Raw genomic sequence first — 16785 nt, 5'->3', positions numbered from 1 at the left:
TTTCTTGGTTATTCTTTGGGAAATTCCAGGCCCATCTCGCGGTAGCGATCGGGATCGTCGCTCCAGTTCTCGCGCACCTTGACGAACAGGAACAGGTGCACCGGCACGCCCAGGATCTCGCCGATCTCCTTGCGCGAGTCCGCGCCGATCGACTTGATGGTGGCGCCACCGGCGCCGAGCACGATCTTGCGCTGGCTTTCGCGCTCGACGAAAATCGTCTGCTCGATGCGCACCGACTTGTCCTTGCGTTCTTCCCACTTGTCGGTCTCGACGGTGGACTGGTAGGGCAGTTCCTGGTGCAGTTTGCGAAAGATCTTCTCGCGCGTGATCTCGGCCGCGAGCTGCCGCATCGGCGCGTCCGACATCTGGTCTTCGGGATAGAGGAACGGCCCCGGCGGTACGATCTCGGACAGCGTACGCCTGAGGTCATCGACGCCGTCGCCGGAGATCGCCGCGATCATGAACGTCTTTGCGAAGGCCATGCGCTCGTTGGCAGCCTGCGCCAGCGCCAGCAGCTTCTCGCGCTGGACCAGGTCGACTTTGTTGATGACCAAAATCTTCTCGTGCTTGACGCTGGCGACCTTGGTGAGGATTGCCTCCGCTTCCTCGTCGATGCCGGCCTTGGCATCCAGCAGCACGCAGACGAGGTCGGCGTCATGCGCGCCGCTCCAGGCGGTCGAGACCATGGCGCGGTCGAGCCGGCGCTTGGGCAGGAAGATTCCGGGCGTATCGACCAGGATGATCTGCGCGTTGTTCTCGATCACGATGCCGCGGATCAGCGCGCGCGTGGTCTGCACCTTACGCGAGACGATCGTGACCTTGGCCCCGACCAGCGCATTGACCAGCGTGGATTTGCCGACATTCGGCGCGCCGATCAGCGCGACGAAGCCGCAGCGCGTGGCAGTGGGCGCCTCGCCGCTTGCTTCAACCGTCATTGCCGCCGCCAACGCCTTCACGTTCGATCATCACTGAAGCTGCCACTTTCTCTGCCGCGCGCTTGCTGCCGCCGATGCCTTCCGCCGGTGCCAGCCCCGGCAGGTCGACCGCGACGCGGAATTGCGGATCGTGATGCGGGCCGGTGCGCTCGACCTCGCGATAAACCGGCGTCGGCAATCCCTTGCCCTGTGCCCATTCCTGGAGAACGGTCTTGGGATCGCGCAAGGGACGTCGCGGCTTGTGCATGCGCTCGGTCCAGTTGCGCTTGACGAAATCGGCCGCTGCCGCGTAGCCGCCGTCTAGGAAGACGGCGCCGATCACGGCCTCGCAGATGTCGCCGAGCACGCTCTTGCGCAGGCGCGCGTCGGCGCTGGAGCCGACCGAGCCGAGCTTGATGTCGTCGAGCAGACCGAGCGACTTGGCGACATCGGCGCAACTCTCCTTGCGCACCAGTTCGGCAAGTCGCTTGGACAGCTCGCCTTCGTCGGCGTTCGGGAAGGCGTGATAGAGCATGTCGGAGACGACGAGCCCGAGCACATGGTCGCCGAGGAATTCCAGCCGCTGATAGCTGTCGCCGCGCTTGCGCCCGGACTTCAGCGCGGAGACATGCGTGATGCCTTGCATCAAGAGGTTCGGATCGACAAAGCTGTAGCCGATGCGTGCCTCGAGCCCCGCATTCGCATCCGAGCCCCTGACCTTGCTGCTCCGCACCCGCTTCTTCTTTGCGGGCGTCTTGATCTCAGGCGTCTTGACCTCAAGGGTCTTGGTATCAAGAGTCTTGGTCGCAGCTTCGCCGTCGGGGCCCGCTTGCGCCTCGGTCGGTAGGGTCGCGATGTCCTTGGCTTCGTCTTTCATCGGACGATTTTGAAGAAGCGATTCCAGCGCACCGCCCAAGGCCAGCGCCAGAACATCCAGGCATGCTCGCCTTCGGCGATCGAGAAGAAGATCATCTGGGCGCGCCCGATCAAATTCTCCTGCGGCACGTAGCCGACCTGGCCGAGGAAGCGACTGTCGGTGGAGTTGTCGCGGTTGTCGCCCATCATGAAGAAGTGGCCGGTCGGCACGGTGTAGACGTTGGTGTTGTCGACGTAGCCGTTGTCGGCGCAGTCCAGCGTCTCGTAGGACACGCCATTCGGGAGCGTTTCCTTCCAGCGCTTCACCCGGGAGACGCCGCTGCCTTCGGCGCCGCAGGGGTCCTCGCCGACAAATTCGCTCATGCGCTGCCGCTCGACCGGCGTGTCGTTGATGTAGAGCAGCCCGTCCCGCATCTGGATGCGGTCGCCGGGCAGGCCGATCACGCGCTTGATGTAGTCGGTGGAATCGTCCTTCGGCAGGCGGAATACGACGATGTCGCCGCGGTTCGGGTCCGAGCCCCAGATCCGCCCCGAGAACAGCGGCGGCGAGAACGGGATCGAGTAGTGGCTGTAGCCGTAGGAATATTTCGAGACGAACAGATAGTCGCCGACCAGCAGTGTCGCCTTCATCGAGCCGGATGGGATGTTGAACGGCTGAAACAGGAAGGTGCGGATCACCAGAGCGATCAGGAGAGCGTGGATCACGACCCGGATCGTTTCGCCGATGCCGCTCTCAGTTTTCGTTCCTGAAGTCACGCTCATTGCTCTCTCAATTCCGGCGGGCGGTCACAGCGCGCCCTCCTCCCGCGAACAGCCCATCGCTCGCGGCCCAAGGAGATTGTCCTGATTCTGATAATGAGGGCCAATTCCGGCGTAAAGCCGAATTCGCCCAGCCTGATTTGCGTCCGCGGACTTTTAGACGGTTGTCAGAGGCCACGCAATCAAGGATCGCGTCAAAACTTCATAAGCGCTTGATTTTGAATGCGAATTATAAAATTATCGGAGCGCCGTCAGGGTTTGGCCAGTGGCACGGCCGAAATGATGACGAAGGCCTGTGCCAGCGGCCAGTCATCGGTGATCGACAGGTCGATCTGCGCCGCGAACCCTTCGGGCGTCAGGGCCTGGAGCCGGGCTAGCGCCCCGCCCGTCAATTGCATGGTTGGCCGCCCTCCCGGCAGGTTGACCACCCCCATGTCGCGCCACCACACGCCGCGCCTGATGCCGGTGCCGAGCGCCTTGGAGCAGGCCTCCTTGGCGGCGAAGCGCTTGGCGTAGGTTGCCACCACCATCTTCTCGTTCTTGGCGCGCCGCTCCGCCTTGGCCCGCTCGGCCGCGGTGAAGATGCGGTCGAGGAAGCGCTCGCCATGGCGGTCGATCACCTTGCCGACCCGGGTGATGTCGATCAGATCGGAGCCGATGCCGATGATCATGCCCGGCTCCGGCCGCGGTCCATCGCCGCGCGCATGCTGCGAACCGTCTCGGCGAGACCGACGAACAGGGCTTCGCCGATCATGTAGTAGCCGATGTTGAGCTCCATGATGTCCGGCAAGCCGGCGATCGTCTCCGCCGTCGCGTAGTCCAGCCCGTGTCCGGCGTGAACCTCCAGCCCTGCTTCTTTCGCCAGCTTCGCCCCTGCCACGATCCGCCGCCATTCGGCCTCGGCCTTGTCGGCGTGACCCTCGACGACGGCGTCGCACCAGGCGCCGGTGTGGATCTCGATCACGGGTGCGCGCAGCCGCGCCGCCGTCTCGATGTGGGCGGGATCGGCCGCGATGAACAGCGACACCCGGATGCCGGCATCGTTCAGCCGCGCGATATAAGGCGCCAGCGCATTGTGCTGGCCGACGACGTCGAGCCCGCCTTCGGTCGTCACCTCCTGGCGCCGCTCCGGCACGAGGCACACCGCATGCGGCCTGGTGGCGAGCGAAATACGCATCATGTCCTCGGTCGCCGCCATCTCGAAATTAAGCGGCTTGGAGATCTCGGCTTTCAGCCGCGCCATGTCCTCGTCGCGGATGTGCCGGCGATCCTCGCGCAAATGAGCGGTGATGCCGTCGGCGCCGGCCTCGATCGCCAGCAGCGCCGCGCGCACCGGATCGGGATTGCGGCCGCTGCGCGCGTTACGCAGGGTCGCGACATGGTCGACATTGACGCCGAGGCGGAGCGGAGGTGCAGGCATTTCAGGACTCACGGAATCATAGGAATGGACCATGACGGAAGGCGTCTATCCATTAACACGTTCGGCGCGGGCGACGACCGCCTTCGCGCGCAGCTGGGCCAGGATCGCGCTCAAATGCTTGAGATCGTAGACTTCGAGATCGATCGTCGTCTCCGTGAAGTCCGGTGAGCGGCGCTGCATGCTGATGTTGTCGATGTTGCCGTCGTGCTCGGCGATCACGGTCGCGATCTGCGCCAGCGCGCCGGGTTCGTTGACATTCTCGACCTTGATGCGGGCCGGGAAGCGCTGCGGCGCGGAGTCCTCGATGTCCCAGCGCACGTCGAGCCAGCGCTCCGGCTCTTCTTCGAAATCCTTCAGGGCCGGCGCCTGGATTGGGTAGATGGTGATGCCCTCGCCCGGCGTGACGATGCCGACGATGCGGTCGCCGGGCACTGCGCCGCCATTCGGCGCAAACTTCACCGGCAGGTCGGAATTGATGCCGCGGATCGGGATCGCGACCGGGGTGCGCGGCGGTTCGAACGACTTCTCCTTGAGCTTGCCGGCAAGCCCCTTCTTGACGCCGTAGCGCGCGATGCGCTCCTCCTTGTAGTCGGGATACATCGCACGCGCGACGTGGGAGGCCTTGATTTCGCCGCGTCCCACAGCCGCCATGACGTCCTCGATCGAGGTTCGTGCCAGCCGCGGCAGCGCGCCCTTGAGCTTGTCGTCGGCATATTCGATCTTGGCGCGCTCGAACAGGCGCTCGACGATGCGCCGGCCGAGACCGACATATTGATCGCGCACCGCAGTCCTGGTGGCGCGGCGGATTGCGGCGCGCGCCTTGCCGGTGACCGCGAGCGTTTCCCAGGCCGACGGCGGTGCCGCTTGCGCTTCCGAGGTTAGCACCTCGACCTCGTCGCCGTTCTGGAGCTCCGAGGACAGCGGCGCAAACTGGCCGTTGATCTTGCAGCCCACCGCGCTGTTGCCGACGTCGGTATGCACGGCATAGGCGAAGTCGATCACGTTGGCATGGCGCGGCAGCGCGATCAGCTTGCCCTTCGGGGTGAAGCAGAACACCTGGTCGTGGAACAGCTCGAGCTTGGTGTGCTCGAGGAATTCCTCGGGGTTGGCGCTCTCCGAGAGGATGCCGATGGTGTGGCGCAACCAGGCGAACGCATTGGACTCGCGCTTGAGGAATTCGGTCGGCGAGCCCACGCCTTCCTTGTAGAACACGTGCGCGGCGATGCCGCGCTCGGCGATCTGGTCCATTGCCTCGGTGCGGATCTGCAACTCGACGCGCTGGTTGCCGGGGCCGATCACGGTGGTGTGGATCGAGCGGTAGTCGTTCTGCTTCGGCGTCGAGATGTAGTCCTTGAACCGCCCGGGCACGACCGGCCAGTTCGTGTGGACGATGCCGAGCGCGCGATAGCAGGCCTCGATGTCGTTGACGACGACGCGGAAGCCGAAGATGTCGGACAATTGCTCGAAGCCGACCGACTTGCGCTCCATCTTGGTCCAGATCGAGAATGGCTTCTTGCGGCGGCCATAGACCCGCGCCCCCAGGCCCCGGTGGCGCAGATTGTTGGAGAGCTGGTCCTCGATTTCGCCGATCAGATTGCGGTTGCGCTCGGCCAGCGCATCGAGCCGCTGCATCACCACCGAATAGGCTTCCGGGTCGAGCGTCCGGAAGGACAGGTCCTCCAGCTCCTCGCGCATTTCCTGCATGCCCATGCGCCCGGCCAGCGGCGCATAGATGTCGAGCGTCTCCTCGGCGATGCGCCGTCGCGATTCCGTCGGCACGAAGTCCAGCGTGCGCATGTTGTGCAGGCGATCGGCGAGCTTCACCAGGAGCACGCGGACGTCGTCGGCAATGGCCAGCAACAATTTGCGCAGGTTTTCGGCCTGTTTGGCTTCCCGCGACACCAGCTCCAGCCGCTTCAGCTTGGTCAGGCCTTCGACCAGCGCGCCGATCTCGGGCCCGAAGATCTGGTCGATCTCGGCCCGCGTCGCTTCGGTGTCCTCGATCGTGTCGTGGAGCAGCGCAGCCACGATTGTGGCGTCGTCGAGTTTCAGGTCGGTGAGAATCGCCGCCACTTCGAGCGGATGGGAGAAGTACGGGTCGCCCGAGGCGCGGGTCTGCGAGCCGTGCGCCTTCATGGCGTAGACATAGGCGCGGTTCAGCAGATCTTCGTCGGTGTTGGGATTGTAGGACCGGACGCGCTCGACGAGGTCATATTGACGCATCATGCGGGCGCGAGGCTTCGCCGGGCGCGCCACCGGCGCAGTCGGGGCCACGGCAACCGATTCGGTCGCGGCCTGCATCTGCGTTGGTGTGCGGCGTCGATATGCCATGCCGTCCTGCCTTCAAACGGACCACGACAGAGCCCGTTGTATACATCTTAGCTCCGATCGCGCGCGTGTCCGATCAATTCAGTGACAGGGACAGGCGCGAACCGACGACGCTATGGTAACCACGAAAACGCCAACAAAAGCAAAGGCCCGAACAACGGTTCGGGCCTTTGATCAGATCACAAAGAAGTCGATGAGCGCGACGGGACGATTTACTCGTCTTCCTCGGGTTGCTCCTCGGGCGGCGCGAGGCCTTCGAGACCCTTCAGGAGCTCTTCTTCCGTCATGCGCTCAACGGCGACTTCGGTATCGTCTGCATCCACGCTTGCACCGGCGGAACCGATCAGCGGCACAGTGTCAGGCTCGGGCTCGTCGACCTCGACGAACTTCTGCAGCGAGTGCACGAGCTCCTCGCGGAGGTCCTCCGGCGAAATGGTGGTCTCAGCAATTTCGCGCAAAGACACAACAGGGTTCTTGTCGTTATCGCGGTCAACCGTTAGTTGTGAACCAGACGAAATCATGCGGGCGCGGTGGGCGGCCAGCAGGACCAGGTCAAACCGGTTGTCGACCTTGTCGATACAATCTTCTACGGTGACGCGAGCCATCGACTGTCGCTCCGTTGTGGGTGGGACGAAATATGTGGATGAATGCCGGTAGTTATAGCGACCGGGAGGGTTTCGCAAGGCCAATTTGTGATTTGGCCTCGCCAAACGGCTCTGCTACCTCCACATTGGCGCTGGGATGGGTGGTTACCCGGGCCGCCGGCGAGGGCGGCGCCGGGTATGTGCAAGTTGGCCATAACTATACCTTGATTGCCCCGACTTCTCCGGATTTGCGGTTTCGACGGGTTTCGGCGGGACTTTAGAAGCGCGCGGCTTGCTGTCGCCGCGCCAACAATAAACGATCAATCACGAACTCTACGCGAGCAAACTGAATGTCACCTTCCTCTACCGACAAGATCGCGCTCTTCATCGATGGAGCCAATCTCTACGCGACGGCAAAAACTCTGGGCTTCGACATCGATTACAAGCGCCTGCTGAAGGAGTTTCAGAGCCGCGGGACGCTACTTAGGGCGTTCTACTACACCGCGATCATCGAGGATCAGGAGTACTCCTCGATCCGGCCGCTGATCGACTGGCTCGACTACAACGGCTACACCGTCGTCACCAAGGCGACCAAGGAGTTCATCGACGCCTCCGGCCGCCGCAAGGTCAAGGGCAACATGGACATCGAGCTCGCTGTGAACGCCATGGAGCTCGCCGAGCACATCGACCAGATGGTGCTGTTCTCGGGCGACGGCGATTTCCGCTCCCTGGTCGAGGCCGTTCAGCGCCGCGGCGTGCGGGTCACCGTGATCTCCACGATCGCGAGCCAGCCGCCGATGATCGCCGACGAGCTGCGCCGCCAGGCCGACGTCTTCACCGACCTCGTCGAGCTGCAGTCCAAGCTCGGTCGCGACCCGTCCGAACGCCCCGCCCCGCGTGACCGCGGCGACCGCGAGGCGCGCCACCACGCTCCGCAGTTCCTCCAGCGCGCGACCACGATGGCGCCGGCGAGGGGCGATGACGACTTCGAGGAGTGAGGCGGCCCGGTCAAGCCGCCAGCCTCTCAGCCTCGTCCCCGACCGTGACTGTCCGCTCTGTCCGCGCCTGGTCGCCTTTCGCGAGGCGAACCGCGCGCGCGAGCCATTGTGGCACAATGCACCGGTTGCGCCTTTCGGCGACATCAAGGCGCGCCTGCTGATCGTCGGCCTTGCGCCGGGGATGCAGGGCGCCAACCGCACCGGCCGTCCCTTCACCGGCGATTATGCCGGCGACCTGCTCTACGCCACGCTGCTCGAATACGGCTTCGCCAAGGGCCAATATCGGGCGCGTCCCGACGACGGCCTGAAGCTGGTCGACTGCCGGATCGCCAATGCGGTGCATTGCGTGCCGCCGCAGAACAAGCCGCTGCCGGTCGAGATCAACACCTGCCGGCAGTTTCTCGCCGCGAATCTCGCAACGATGCCGAACCTGCGCGCGATCGTCGCCCTCGGGCGCATTGCGCACGACACCGTGCTCAAGCCGCTGAACCTGAAGGGATCGCAAGCCCCCTTCGGCCACGGCGCCGTGCATCAGGCCGGCGCATTCAGGCTCTACGACAGCTATCACTGCTCCCGCTACAACACGAACACCCGCGTGCTGACGCCGGACATGTTCCGCTCCGTGTTCGCGAAGGTGAAGGCCGACCTCGACTAATCCCTAGACAAGCCTTTGGCCGGATTGGCCTTCAGCCAGTCCAGCACATCGCCGGCGTTCCGGTCGGGCGGAAACACCGGATAGAACACATGCGTGATCCTGGCGTCGTCGACGATCAGCGCAAGGCGCTTGATCAGCGTCAGGCCTGCGACCTCCATCGTCGGCAAATTCAGGGCGCGCGTGAGCGCCAGCTTCTCGTCCGAGAGCACCGGGAACGGCAGATGCAGCCGCGAGGCCATCTCGGTCTGGTACGCGTTGCTCTGGGTCGAGAGGCCGAACACCTGCGCGGCGCCGGCGGCCTTCAGCTCGGCGAACAGATCGCGAAACGCGCAAGTCTGCGGCGTGCAGCCGCGCGCGCCCGGGATCATGTCCCAATCGTCGACCAGCGCGATCTTGCCGGGCTCGCCGGTGCGCGGATAGGCGAACACCACGGTCCGGCCACGCAGCGCCGACAGCGCGACTGACGTGTCGTCAGTGGCGAGCAGGCTGACCGGCGGCAGCGTCATGCCTTTCAGGTGCGCGGCGCCGCCGTCATCCGCGGGGGCGGGAATCCGGGTCCAATCAACCTCGAGCAGGTTTCTCTGAGTCATCCCGCTATCCCCTCGCCCGCATCAGGCGGCCCTTCTCCCGGCTCCAGTCGCGCTTCTTCTCGGACTCGCGCTTGTCGTGCAGCTTCTTGCCTTTTGCAACCGCGAGCTGCAATTTCGCGCGACCACGCTCGTTGAAGTAAAGCTTGAGCGGGATCAGCGTCATGCCTTCGCGGTCGACCGCCCCCATCAGCTTGTTGATCTGCTTGCGATGCAGCAGCAGTTTTCGCGGCCGCTTGGGCTCGTGATTGAAGCGGTTGCCCTGAAGATATTCCGGAATGGTGGCGTTGATCAGCCAGATCTCGCCGTCCTTGGAATCGGCGTAGGATTCCGCGATCGTGCTCTTGCCGTTGCGGATCGACTTGACCTCGGTGCCGGTCAGGGCAATGCCGACCTCGATCGTATCCTCGATCGCATAGTTGAAGCGGGCCTTGCGATTTTCCGCCATGACCTTGATCGGACGTTCGTTCTTGTCGGCCATGGGGGACAAACCTGATCGAGATGCGCGAGGACGCTAACAGTTTGGATGAAGCCCGCGCGTCAAGACTTCTTGAGGAGATCGCGGATCTCGGTCAGCAGCTCGACCTCGGCCGACGGCTTCGGCGGAGCGGCAGGCTCCGCCTCGTCCTTGCGCTTCAACTTGTTCATGGCACGGATCACCAGGAACAGCACGAAGGCAATGATGATGAAGTTGATCGTCAGCGTGAGGAAGTTGCCCCAAGCCAAGACGGCGCCCTGCTTTTTCGCGTCCGCGAGATTTGCGGCGGTGACCTTGCTCGAAAGCGGCGTGAAGTAGTTCGAGAAGTCGAGACCGCCGGTGGCCGCACCGATGATCGGCATGATCACGTCGCCCACCAGCGATGTGACGATGGCGCCGAAGGCCGCGCCGATGATGACGCCGACCGCGAGGTCAACGACGTTGCCCTTCATGGCGAACTCGCGGAACTCCCTGAGCATCCGCGTGCCTCTTTCCTCGATCGCCATGAAAGCTCCCCGATCGGCCAGCGCGTCAGTTGATGAGGCCGGCATGAACCATTGCGCTGCGCACGGCAACGCGGGTCGGCTCGGTGACCGGCACCATCGGCAGCCGCAACGTCTCGTCCAGCTTGCCGAGCAGCGACAGCGCGTACTTGATCGGCGCCGGATTGCTCTCGATGAAGAGGTTGTTGTGCAGCGGCATCAGCTTGTCGTGCAGCTTCAGCGCGGTGGCATGGTCGCCCTTCGCCCAGGCGGCCTGGAACTCGGAGCAGAGCCGCGGCGCGACGTTCGAGGTCACCGAGATGCAGCCATGGCCGCCATGGGCCATGTAACCGAGGATGGTCGCATCCTCGCCGGAGAGCTGGTTGAAGTCCTCGCCCATTGCTGCGCGCTGCTGCGAGACGCGAACCATGCTGGCAGTGGCGTCCTTGACGCCGGCGATGTTCTTCAGCTCCCACAGCCGCGCCATGGTGTCGACCGACATGTCGATCACGGAACGCGGCGGGATGTTGTAGATGATGATCGGAATCCCGATCGCGTCGTTGATCGCCTTGAAGTGCTGGTACATGCCTTCCTGGGTCGGCTTGTTGTAGTAGGGCGTCACGACCAGAACCGCGTTGGCGCCCGCCTTTTCAGCGTGCTGGGCGAGCTCGATCGCCTCCTTGGTCGAGTTGGAGCCGGCGCCGGCGACGACAGGCACGCGGCCTTTCACTTCCTCGATGCACCATTCGACGACCTTCTTGTGCTCGTCATGGCTCAGCGTCGGGCTCTCGCCGGTGGTGCCGACCGGGACCAGGCCGTTGGTGCCCTCCGAAATCTGCCAGTTGACCAGCGAGCGGAACGCCGCCTCGTCCAGCGAGCCGTTCTTGAACGGCGTGACCAAGGCGGTGAACGATCCCCGGAATTTCGTCTTGGCTGCCATGGACTTCCTCCGTACGCGGCGATCTCGAGCAAGCCGCATTCATATCGGGTCTATCCCGCCGGTAAAAGACCCGCTTCCGTGTGACGCACGGGTTTAGGCCGCGATTTTGCCGCGGTGGTGGTGCAAACCCGGCAAAGGTAAGCGGCTGTTGGTATTTTGTCCGCATATTCAATCAAATATAGCCAGATCTTGTACAGCTAGGTCTTGAGCCAATTGACTGATTCGGGGCGACGAAACGCCGTGATCTCCTTTCCGCGCGCCGCATGGCGATCCATCTGTCTGGTCGTGTGCCTGATGGCAGGGCCGTCGGCCGGCTGCGCCGCCTGGGCCAAATCCAATGAAACAACCGCGGAGACCGTGAAGGAAACCGTGAAGGAAATCGCAAAGCCAGCCGCCAAGGACACCGCGAAGGGGGCGTCCAAGGGAACCGGCAAGGACATTTCGAAGGACGCCGCCAAGGGCGCAAGCAAGGGCCCGACCAGTCCACCCGCCAAGGATGCCGCGAAGAAGCCTGCCAAGGACGCTGGCAAGGATGCTGGCAAGAACGCAGCCAAGGAACCTGCGAAGGACAAGCTGAAGCCTGCGGCTGTCGCGCCGAAACCTCAGCCGGCCGCTGGCGGCTCGGTCCCGAAGACCGCACCCGCACCGGCAGCAACGGCCATCGTCAGACCGACCGCCCCGGCCTCCGCCAAGCCCGTCGCGGCTCCTGTCCTGGCTCCGGCGACCCGCCAGCATGCCGCCCCGCGCAAGCCGGTCACACCGGCTGCGGTTGCTGCGACCTCCTCGACGCCGCAAGCCGACAAGGACACGCTGGAGACCGTGATCGAGCTCGTGCGCAAGCGCAAGGCGGGCGACGCCACCAGTGCCGCGGCCACGATCTCGGATCCGGTCGCGCGAAAACTCGCGGAATGGATCATCCTTCGCAGCGAGGACAATGGCGCGACTGTGGAGCGCTACCGCGCCTTCCTGTCCGCCAATCCGAGCTGGCCCTCGCAGACCTTCCTGCGCCGGCGCCTAGAGGCCGCGATGTGGGACGACAGGCGCGACGACCAGGTCGCGTGGTCGTGGTTCGAGAACGAATCCCCCGTGTCCGCCAAGGGCCGCTTCACGCTCGCCAAGGCGATGCTGGCGCGCGGCGACCGTGCCAACGCCGAACGTCTGGTGCGCGATGCCTGGCGCAGCGACCCGATGTCGGAAGAGACCGAAAACAACGCACTCGACCAGTTCGGCGCGCTGCTGACGCCCGGCGATCAGAAGGCGCGGATGGATACGCTGCTCTACGGCAGCGAGAACGAGGCCGCATTGCGGGCTGCAAAGCGCCTCGGGGCCGGCTATGTCGCACTCGCCAAAGCCCGCATCGCCTCCCTCAAGAAAGCGCCGAACGCTCGTGCGCTGCTCGAAGCCGTGCCGCGCGAGCTGCACGGCGATCCGGGCTTCATCTTCAGCAAGATCCAGCTGCTGCGCCGCGAGGAGAAATTTGCGGAAGCCGCCCAGCTCATGCTGTCGGCACCGAAGGATCCGGGCCGGCTCTACAATCTCGACGAATGGTGGATCGAACGGCGCCTCCTGGCGCGCAAGATGATCGACACCGAGGAATTCCGCAGCGCCTATCTGATCGCGCGCGATGCGGCCCTGCCCTCGCGCGACATCTACAAGACCGAGCAAGAGTTCACCGCCGGCTGGATCGCGCTGCGCTTCCTCAACGATCCCGCGGCCGCCACCCAGCACTTTGCCCGCATCGGGATCGGCAGCGTCAATCCGACCACGCTGGCGCGCGCCGGCTATTGGCAGGGCCGCGCCGCCGAAGCTGCAGGCCGCCAGCAGGAGGCGCGCAACGCCTACGCGCGGGCCGCCGAGCAATCCACCAGCTATTACGGCCAGCTCGCACGCGCCAAGCTCGGCCTGCCGCAGATCGAGCTCAACGCTCAGCCGCGCAGCCGCGGTGCCGAACGGCTGGAGATCGTGCGCGCCGCGCAGCTGCTCTACGAGCTCGACGAGCGCGAGATGGTGATACCGTTGCTCGCCGACATGGGCGAGAACGGCGATCCCGAAGCGCTAGCCGGCCTCGGCGAGCTCACCCAGCGCCACAGCGACGCGCGCGGCATGCTGCTGCTCGGCAAGGCCGCGCTCAATCGCGGGCTGCCGTTCGATTTCTATGCCTATCCCGTCAACGGCATTCCGCAATTCACGCCGATCGGACCCGAGGTCGAGCGCAGCATCATCTACGCCATCGCGCGGCAGGAGAGCGCCTTCAATCCCTCGGTCGTCTCGCCGGCGCAGGCCTATGGGCTGATGCAGGTGACGCCGGACGCTGCGCGCTATGTCTGCAAGCGGCACGGCGGGACCTACGATCTGGGGCGTCTGAAGAACGATTCGGCCTACAACGCCACGCTCGGCTCGGCCGAGCTCGGTGGACTGCTCGAAGACTATCGCGGCTCCTACATCATGACCTTCGCCGCTTACAATGCCGGCCGCGGCAGTGTGAAGAAGTGGATCGACCGCTACGGCGATCCGCGTGACCCCAAGGTCGACGCGGTCGACTGGGTCGAGCTGATCCCGTTCTCCGAGACGCGCAACTATGTGCAGCGGATCATGGAGAACCTTCAGGTCTACCGCGCCCGCTTCGGCGGCGGCACCCGGTTGCAGATCGAGGCTGATTTGCGCCGTGGCGCCGGCAGCGTGGAATAGCGGCGTGCCTATGAGACTCGCTTGCGGCGATCCGATAACAAGGTATCCGCGCGAGGGGGTAACACGGTCAGCTCCCGGCGTTTGAGGCGGGGCCATCAACATGGGCCGGAGTGCTCCAGACCGTACGGTGAGAAGCTGAACGAGAAGATCGTGCAGGGCGGATCGGGCGCGCCGCAATAAGAGAAGAAAAGAACTACAAACATGGATCAGGCAATGTTGAGCGTCGCCCGTGCAGTAGAGGCAGGCGCGACGACGATGAAGGGTGTGATCGACGCCACGGGACTATCTCGTCTCAAAATCGAACGTGCGTTGAATGCGCTGGAAAAGCAGAAGCTGCTGGTCCGCGACGGGCAGGGTTTTCGCGGAACCAGCCCGACGAGGACAGCCCAGCCAGCCCGGCAATGCGGCTCGTGCAATGCCTGCTGCGATATCCTCGAAGTGGCGGCCGTCGACAAGCCGGTGAACCAGCTGTGCAGGCATTGGCAGACGGGTACTGGATGCACCATCTACGAGCGCCGTCCGCAGATGTGCCGTTCCTTCGTCTGCGCCTGGCTGCAGGGCCATCTGGATGACGACTGGTTTCCGGCGAAATCGGGCATCATCGTGCATTTCAGCCAGGACGCGGTCAACGTTACCGTCGATGACCATTGCCCCGATCGCTGGCGGGAGGAGCCCTATTTCAGCAAGCTCGCCGAATGGTCGCTGAATGGCATCAAGAGGATCGGAAACCGCGGCTACGCGACCCTCGTCGTCTCCGGTGCCGAGCGGTTCCTGCTGCTCGGGCGAACCGTCGTTCCGGAGCCGACGCTGTTCGGCACCGCGTTCCTGCCGCTCACCGCCGACACATTTCGATTCTGGCGGGCGAAATCCCCGGAGCATCTGCAGCGGCTGCACGAGCGCATCGCCGAGATCGAGCGGATCAGACAGGAATTCGGCTCCTGCACAATTCCCTCGAATGAGGACGACGATCCGCAAGCCCCCTATCGGCCGGCTCTTCTACGGCTGTCGCACCACGCCTGAACTCCGACGTCGTCGACGCGGCCTAGTTCGCTCTATGCCGCTCGACTCGCGCTGGTTGCGGTCGAGACGGGCAGACCACGTTGGACGCCGTGGTGGCCATGAATCTCAAGGACCTGCCGGCGACTCCGCCTCTTGCCGCGGCGGCTGAAGTGGACTTGATCGCGCGATCCGAACCCAGCTCTTGATCACCCAAAGCTACTCATCATTCCACACTCCACTCGTTCTTCAGAACATGTCGGAGATCCGTGGTCCGCCTGGTGCAAAAAAAGCCCCGGCGGTTTCCCGCCGGGGCTCTCTGTCAGGTCGTTAGACCGAACTTACCAGTTGCGCTGAGCGCGGAGGAGCAGAACGAGCGTGTCCTGATCCTTCAGCTCGTACACAGTGGCCGGCTTGGCCGTGACACCGGACGGAGCAACAGCAACCGTACCAGCGTACTTCTGGTCCAGATGGGTCCAGGAGAGGTCGGCCGAGAACGTCAGGTTCTTGACCGGGGTCCAGCGGGTGATGACACCGACCTGGCCGATGGCGAAGTCAGGATTACAACCCGTCACACCAGCGAGACCGCCGAACACGCCGCCAGCACCGCCAGCGCCGCAGATTGTGGTCTTAGCCAGCGAGCCGAACTGTGCCTGAGCGTAGGCACCGTAGATCGCGGTGTTCCAGTATGGATCCCAGTTGTGGGTGTAGGCACCACGGAAGCCCCAGGTCTTCACAGTCTCCTGTGAGGAACCGGTGACGAACACGGTGTCCGGAGCGACGGCGAAGCCGACGCTCTGGTAGGCAACGCCGGAGCTGCCGAACATCGAGTAGCTGCCGCCCGCCAGGTTCTGGAAGTTGTAGCGGGATGCGCCGTCGGTGTAGACGCCCTGGATGTTGATCACGTCACCCGCGCCAGTCGGGATGTTCTTGATCGACAGAGCAAGCTGAGCAGCCCAACCCCACTTGTCGTCGGGATGGCCAGTCGGCTCGGTGGCGCCGTAGTAGGCAACGTGGTTGTCATGCGCAGCGACCGACGCCTGGAACAGACCCCAAGCCTGGTCGACGCGGACCATACCGACGAGGTTCGGCGAACGCGTGCCGCCGATGGCGTTGGAGCCATACGAACCGCCAACAATGCCGGCCGCACTCGCGCCCGTCATGTTCAGGTTGCCGGCATCATAGTAGGCCGCCCGATCTTCCGCCGAGAACGACGCCGTCACGCCCTGACCGAAGTCAGCGGTGTAGCTGAACTGGTTGACACCAGTGACCGTGCCGGAACCGCCGACGAGGCTGTCGAAGTTGTTGCCGGGATAGTTGGTCCAGGGCGCGTCGAACTGCGACACGGCCTTACCCATGGTGAAGCCAGCGAACTGGATGAAGGCGTAGTACACGCCGAGCGAACCGCCGGAGGTCGCGCCGTCGGTGCCGTTGATCGAGGAACCAACGAGAGCCGGGGCCGCACCCGAGGTGTTGAGCGCCAGCGTGCTGCTGTAGGCAGTGGTGCCGGTCGCGCTGCCGGTGCCGGCGTAGTTGCCGGTGGTCCAGGAGAACACGCCGTCGAAGAAGGTACGGACGACGCCGTACTCGGTCGCGGTGCGCGTGTCGATGTTGAGATCTTCACGAGCGCGCATGGTGTAGTAGTTCGTCAGACGGTTGCGCGCGCCGTTGTTCGACGTGAGCTGACCGCTGAAGTCCGAGTTGGTGTTCAGCGCGACTTCAGCGCGCAGATAACCACCCAGCTTGATGCAGGTGTCGGTGCCGGGGATGTAGTAGAAACCCGCACCGTACAGGGAGCAGATCTTCACGTATTCGACCGCTTTGGCCTTCACGGGGAGATCGGCTGCCTGCGCTCCGCCAACAGCGAGCAGACCCGCCGCGGAACCGAGCAAAAGGCTCTTAACCAACTTCATGTTAAACCTCCAAGTTTGCCATAGGGAAGGTTCCGGATCCGCTGGGTGAAGACACCCTAAGGTTGGTTCCCTTGTCCCTTAAATTCACCGCTTAGTCGCTTCGCGCCTTCGGACACACCCGCTGAACGCGAGGGACTTAAGCGAACCACCTAAGACGGGACGACCTC

Annotated in this window: 16 protein-coding genes; 4 read left to right on the top strand and 12 right to left on the bottom strand. The window is 64.1% G+C overall.

Translation table 11 applies throughout. The features are described from left to right. Positions 1–8 precede the first annotated feature (8 nt). The 7 genes from era to rpoZ form a co-directional block, all read right to left on the bottom strand. On the bottom strand, positions 9–935 hold the full coding sequence (era, locus tag IVB13_RS04155; protein ID WP_018458406.1) for a GTPase Era: 927 nt from the start codon (positions 933–935) through the stop codon (positions 9–11). Then, positions 925–1791: a ribonuclease III gene (gene rnc / locus IVB13_RS04150; protein WP_247487862.1), complete on the bottom strand. Its 867-nt coding sequence runs from the start codon at positions 1789–1791 to the stop codon at positions 925–927. Before rnc ends, era begins: the two co-directional genes overlap by 11 nt. Next, complete coding sequence (gene lepB, locus IVB13_RS04145; RefSeq protein WP_018458408.1) at positions 1788–2552, bottom strand: signal peptidase I; 765 nt, start codon at positions 2550–2552, stop codon at positions 1788–1790. The genes rnc and lepB overlap by 4 nt, the downstream gene beginning before the upstream one ends. 248 nt (positions 2553–2800) lie before the next feature. Continuing rightward, positions 2801–3220 carry a holo-ACP synthase gene (gene acpS, locus IVB13_RS04140; RefSeq protein WP_007611179.1) on the bottom strand — a complete coding sequence of 140 codons (420 nt, stop codon included), beginning with the start codon at positions 3218–3220 and terminating at the stop codon, positions 2801–2803. Beyond that, on the bottom strand, positions 3217–3969 hold the full coding sequence (locus tag IVB13_RS04135; RefSeq protein WP_247487860.1) for a pyridoxine 5'-phosphate synthase: 753 nt from the start codon (positions 3967–3969) through the stop codon (positions 3217–3219). Before IVB13_RS04135 ends, acpS begins: the two co-directional genes overlap by 4 nt. A 45-nt stretch (positions 3970–4014) precedes the next feature. Further along, positions 4015–6300, bottom strand: a complete 2286-nt coding sequence (locus IVB13_RS04130; RefSeq protein WP_247362571.1) for a bifunctional (p)ppGpp synthetase/guanosine-3',5'-bis(diphosphate) 3'-pyrophosphohydrolase — start codon at positions 6298–6300, stop codon at positions 4015–4017. A gap of 209 nt (positions 6301–6509) precedes the next feature. Further along, the gene (gene rpoZ, locus IVB13_RS04125) at positions 6510–6902 is read right to left on the bottom strand and encodes a DNA-directed RNA polymerase subunit omega (RefSeq protein WP_007603391.1); all 393 of its coding nucleotides are present in this window, start codon (positions 6900–6902) and stop codon (positions 6510–6512) included. Between the two features lie 329 nt (positions 6903–7231). On the opposite strand from rpoZ, the gene IVB13_RS04120 reads away from it, so the two are divergent. Further along, positions 7232–7879 carry an NYN domain-containing protein gene (locus IVB13_RS04120; protein WP_007603390.1) on the top strand — a complete coding sequence of 216 codons (648 nt, stop codon included), beginning with the start codon at positions 7232–7234 and terminating at the stop codon, positions 7877–7879. Next, positions 7860–8534, top strand: coding sequence for a uracil-DNA glycosylase (locus IVB13_RS04115; protein WP_247487858.1), 675 nt, complete (start codon positions 7860–7862; stop codon positions 8532–8534). The genes IVB13_RS04120 and IVB13_RS04115 overlap by 20 nt, the downstream gene beginning before the upstream one ends. Here IVB13_RS04115 and IVB13_RS04110 read toward each other — a convergent pair. From IVB13_RS04110 to dapA, 4 genes are read right to left on the bottom strand one after another with little or no spacing between them, the layout of a single operon-like run. Further along, the gene (locus tag IVB13_RS04110) at positions 8531–9124 is read right to left on the bottom strand and encodes a peroxiredoxin (RefSeq protein WP_085351429.1); all 594 of its coding nucleotides are present in this window, start codon (positions 9122–9124) and stop codon (positions 8531–8533) included. The genes IVB13_RS04115 and IVB13_RS04110 overlap by 4 nt on opposite strands. Before the next feature lie 4 nt (positions 9125–9128). Further along, positions 9129–9602, bottom strand: a complete 474-nt coding sequence (smpB, locus tag IVB13_RS04105; protein WP_007603387.1) for an SsrA-binding protein SmpB — start codon at positions 9600–9602, stop codon at positions 9129–9131. Positions 9603–9661: 59 nt separating this feature from the next. Then, complete coding sequence (gene mscL / locus IVB13_RS04100) at positions 9662–10105, bottom strand: large conductance mechanosensitive channel protein MscL (RefSeq protein ID WP_018458414.1); 444 nt, start codon at positions 10103–10105, stop codon at positions 9662–9664. Between the two features lie 25 nt (positions 10106–10130). Further along, complete coding sequence (gene dapA, locus IVB13_RS04095; protein ID WP_247487856.1) at positions 10131–11021, bottom strand: 4-hydroxy-tetrahydrodipicolinate synthase; 891 nt, start codon at positions 11019–11021, stop codon at positions 10131–10133. A 294-nt stretch (positions 11022–11315) separates the two neighbouring features. Here dapA and IVB13_RS04090 point away from each other — a divergent pair, with 294 nt between their 5' ends. Further along, on the top strand, positions 11316–13709 hold the full coding sequence (locus tag IVB13_RS04090; protein ID WP_247487854.1) for a lytic transglycosylase domain-containing protein: 2394 nt from the start codon (positions 11316–11318) through the stop codon (positions 13707–13709). A gap of 201 nt (positions 13710–13910) precedes the next feature. Then, on the top strand, positions 13911–14729 hold the full coding sequence (locus IVB13_RS04085; RefSeq protein ID WP_247298797.1) for a YkgJ family cysteine cluster protein: 819 nt from the start codon (positions 13911–13913) through the stop codon (positions 14727–14729). A gap of 317 nt (positions 14730–15046) precedes the next feature. On the opposite strand, the gene IVB13_RS04080 is transcribed toward IVB13_RS04085, so the two are convergent. Then, entirely contained in the window at positions 15047–16618 is a 1572-nt protein-coding gene (locus IVB13_RS04080) for a porin (protein ID WP_018458418.1), read from the bottom strand. Positions 16619–16785 lie beyond the last annotated feature (167 nt).

The sequence above is a fragment of the Bradyrhizobium sp. 17 genome (assembly GCF_023073515.1).
GTDB classification, from domain to species: Bacteria; Pseudomonadota; Alphaproteobacteria; order Rhizobiales; family Xanthobacteraceae; genus Bradyrhizobium; species Bradyrhizobium canariense_D.
This window is presented reverse-complemented; position numbering and strand designations above follow the sequence as displayed.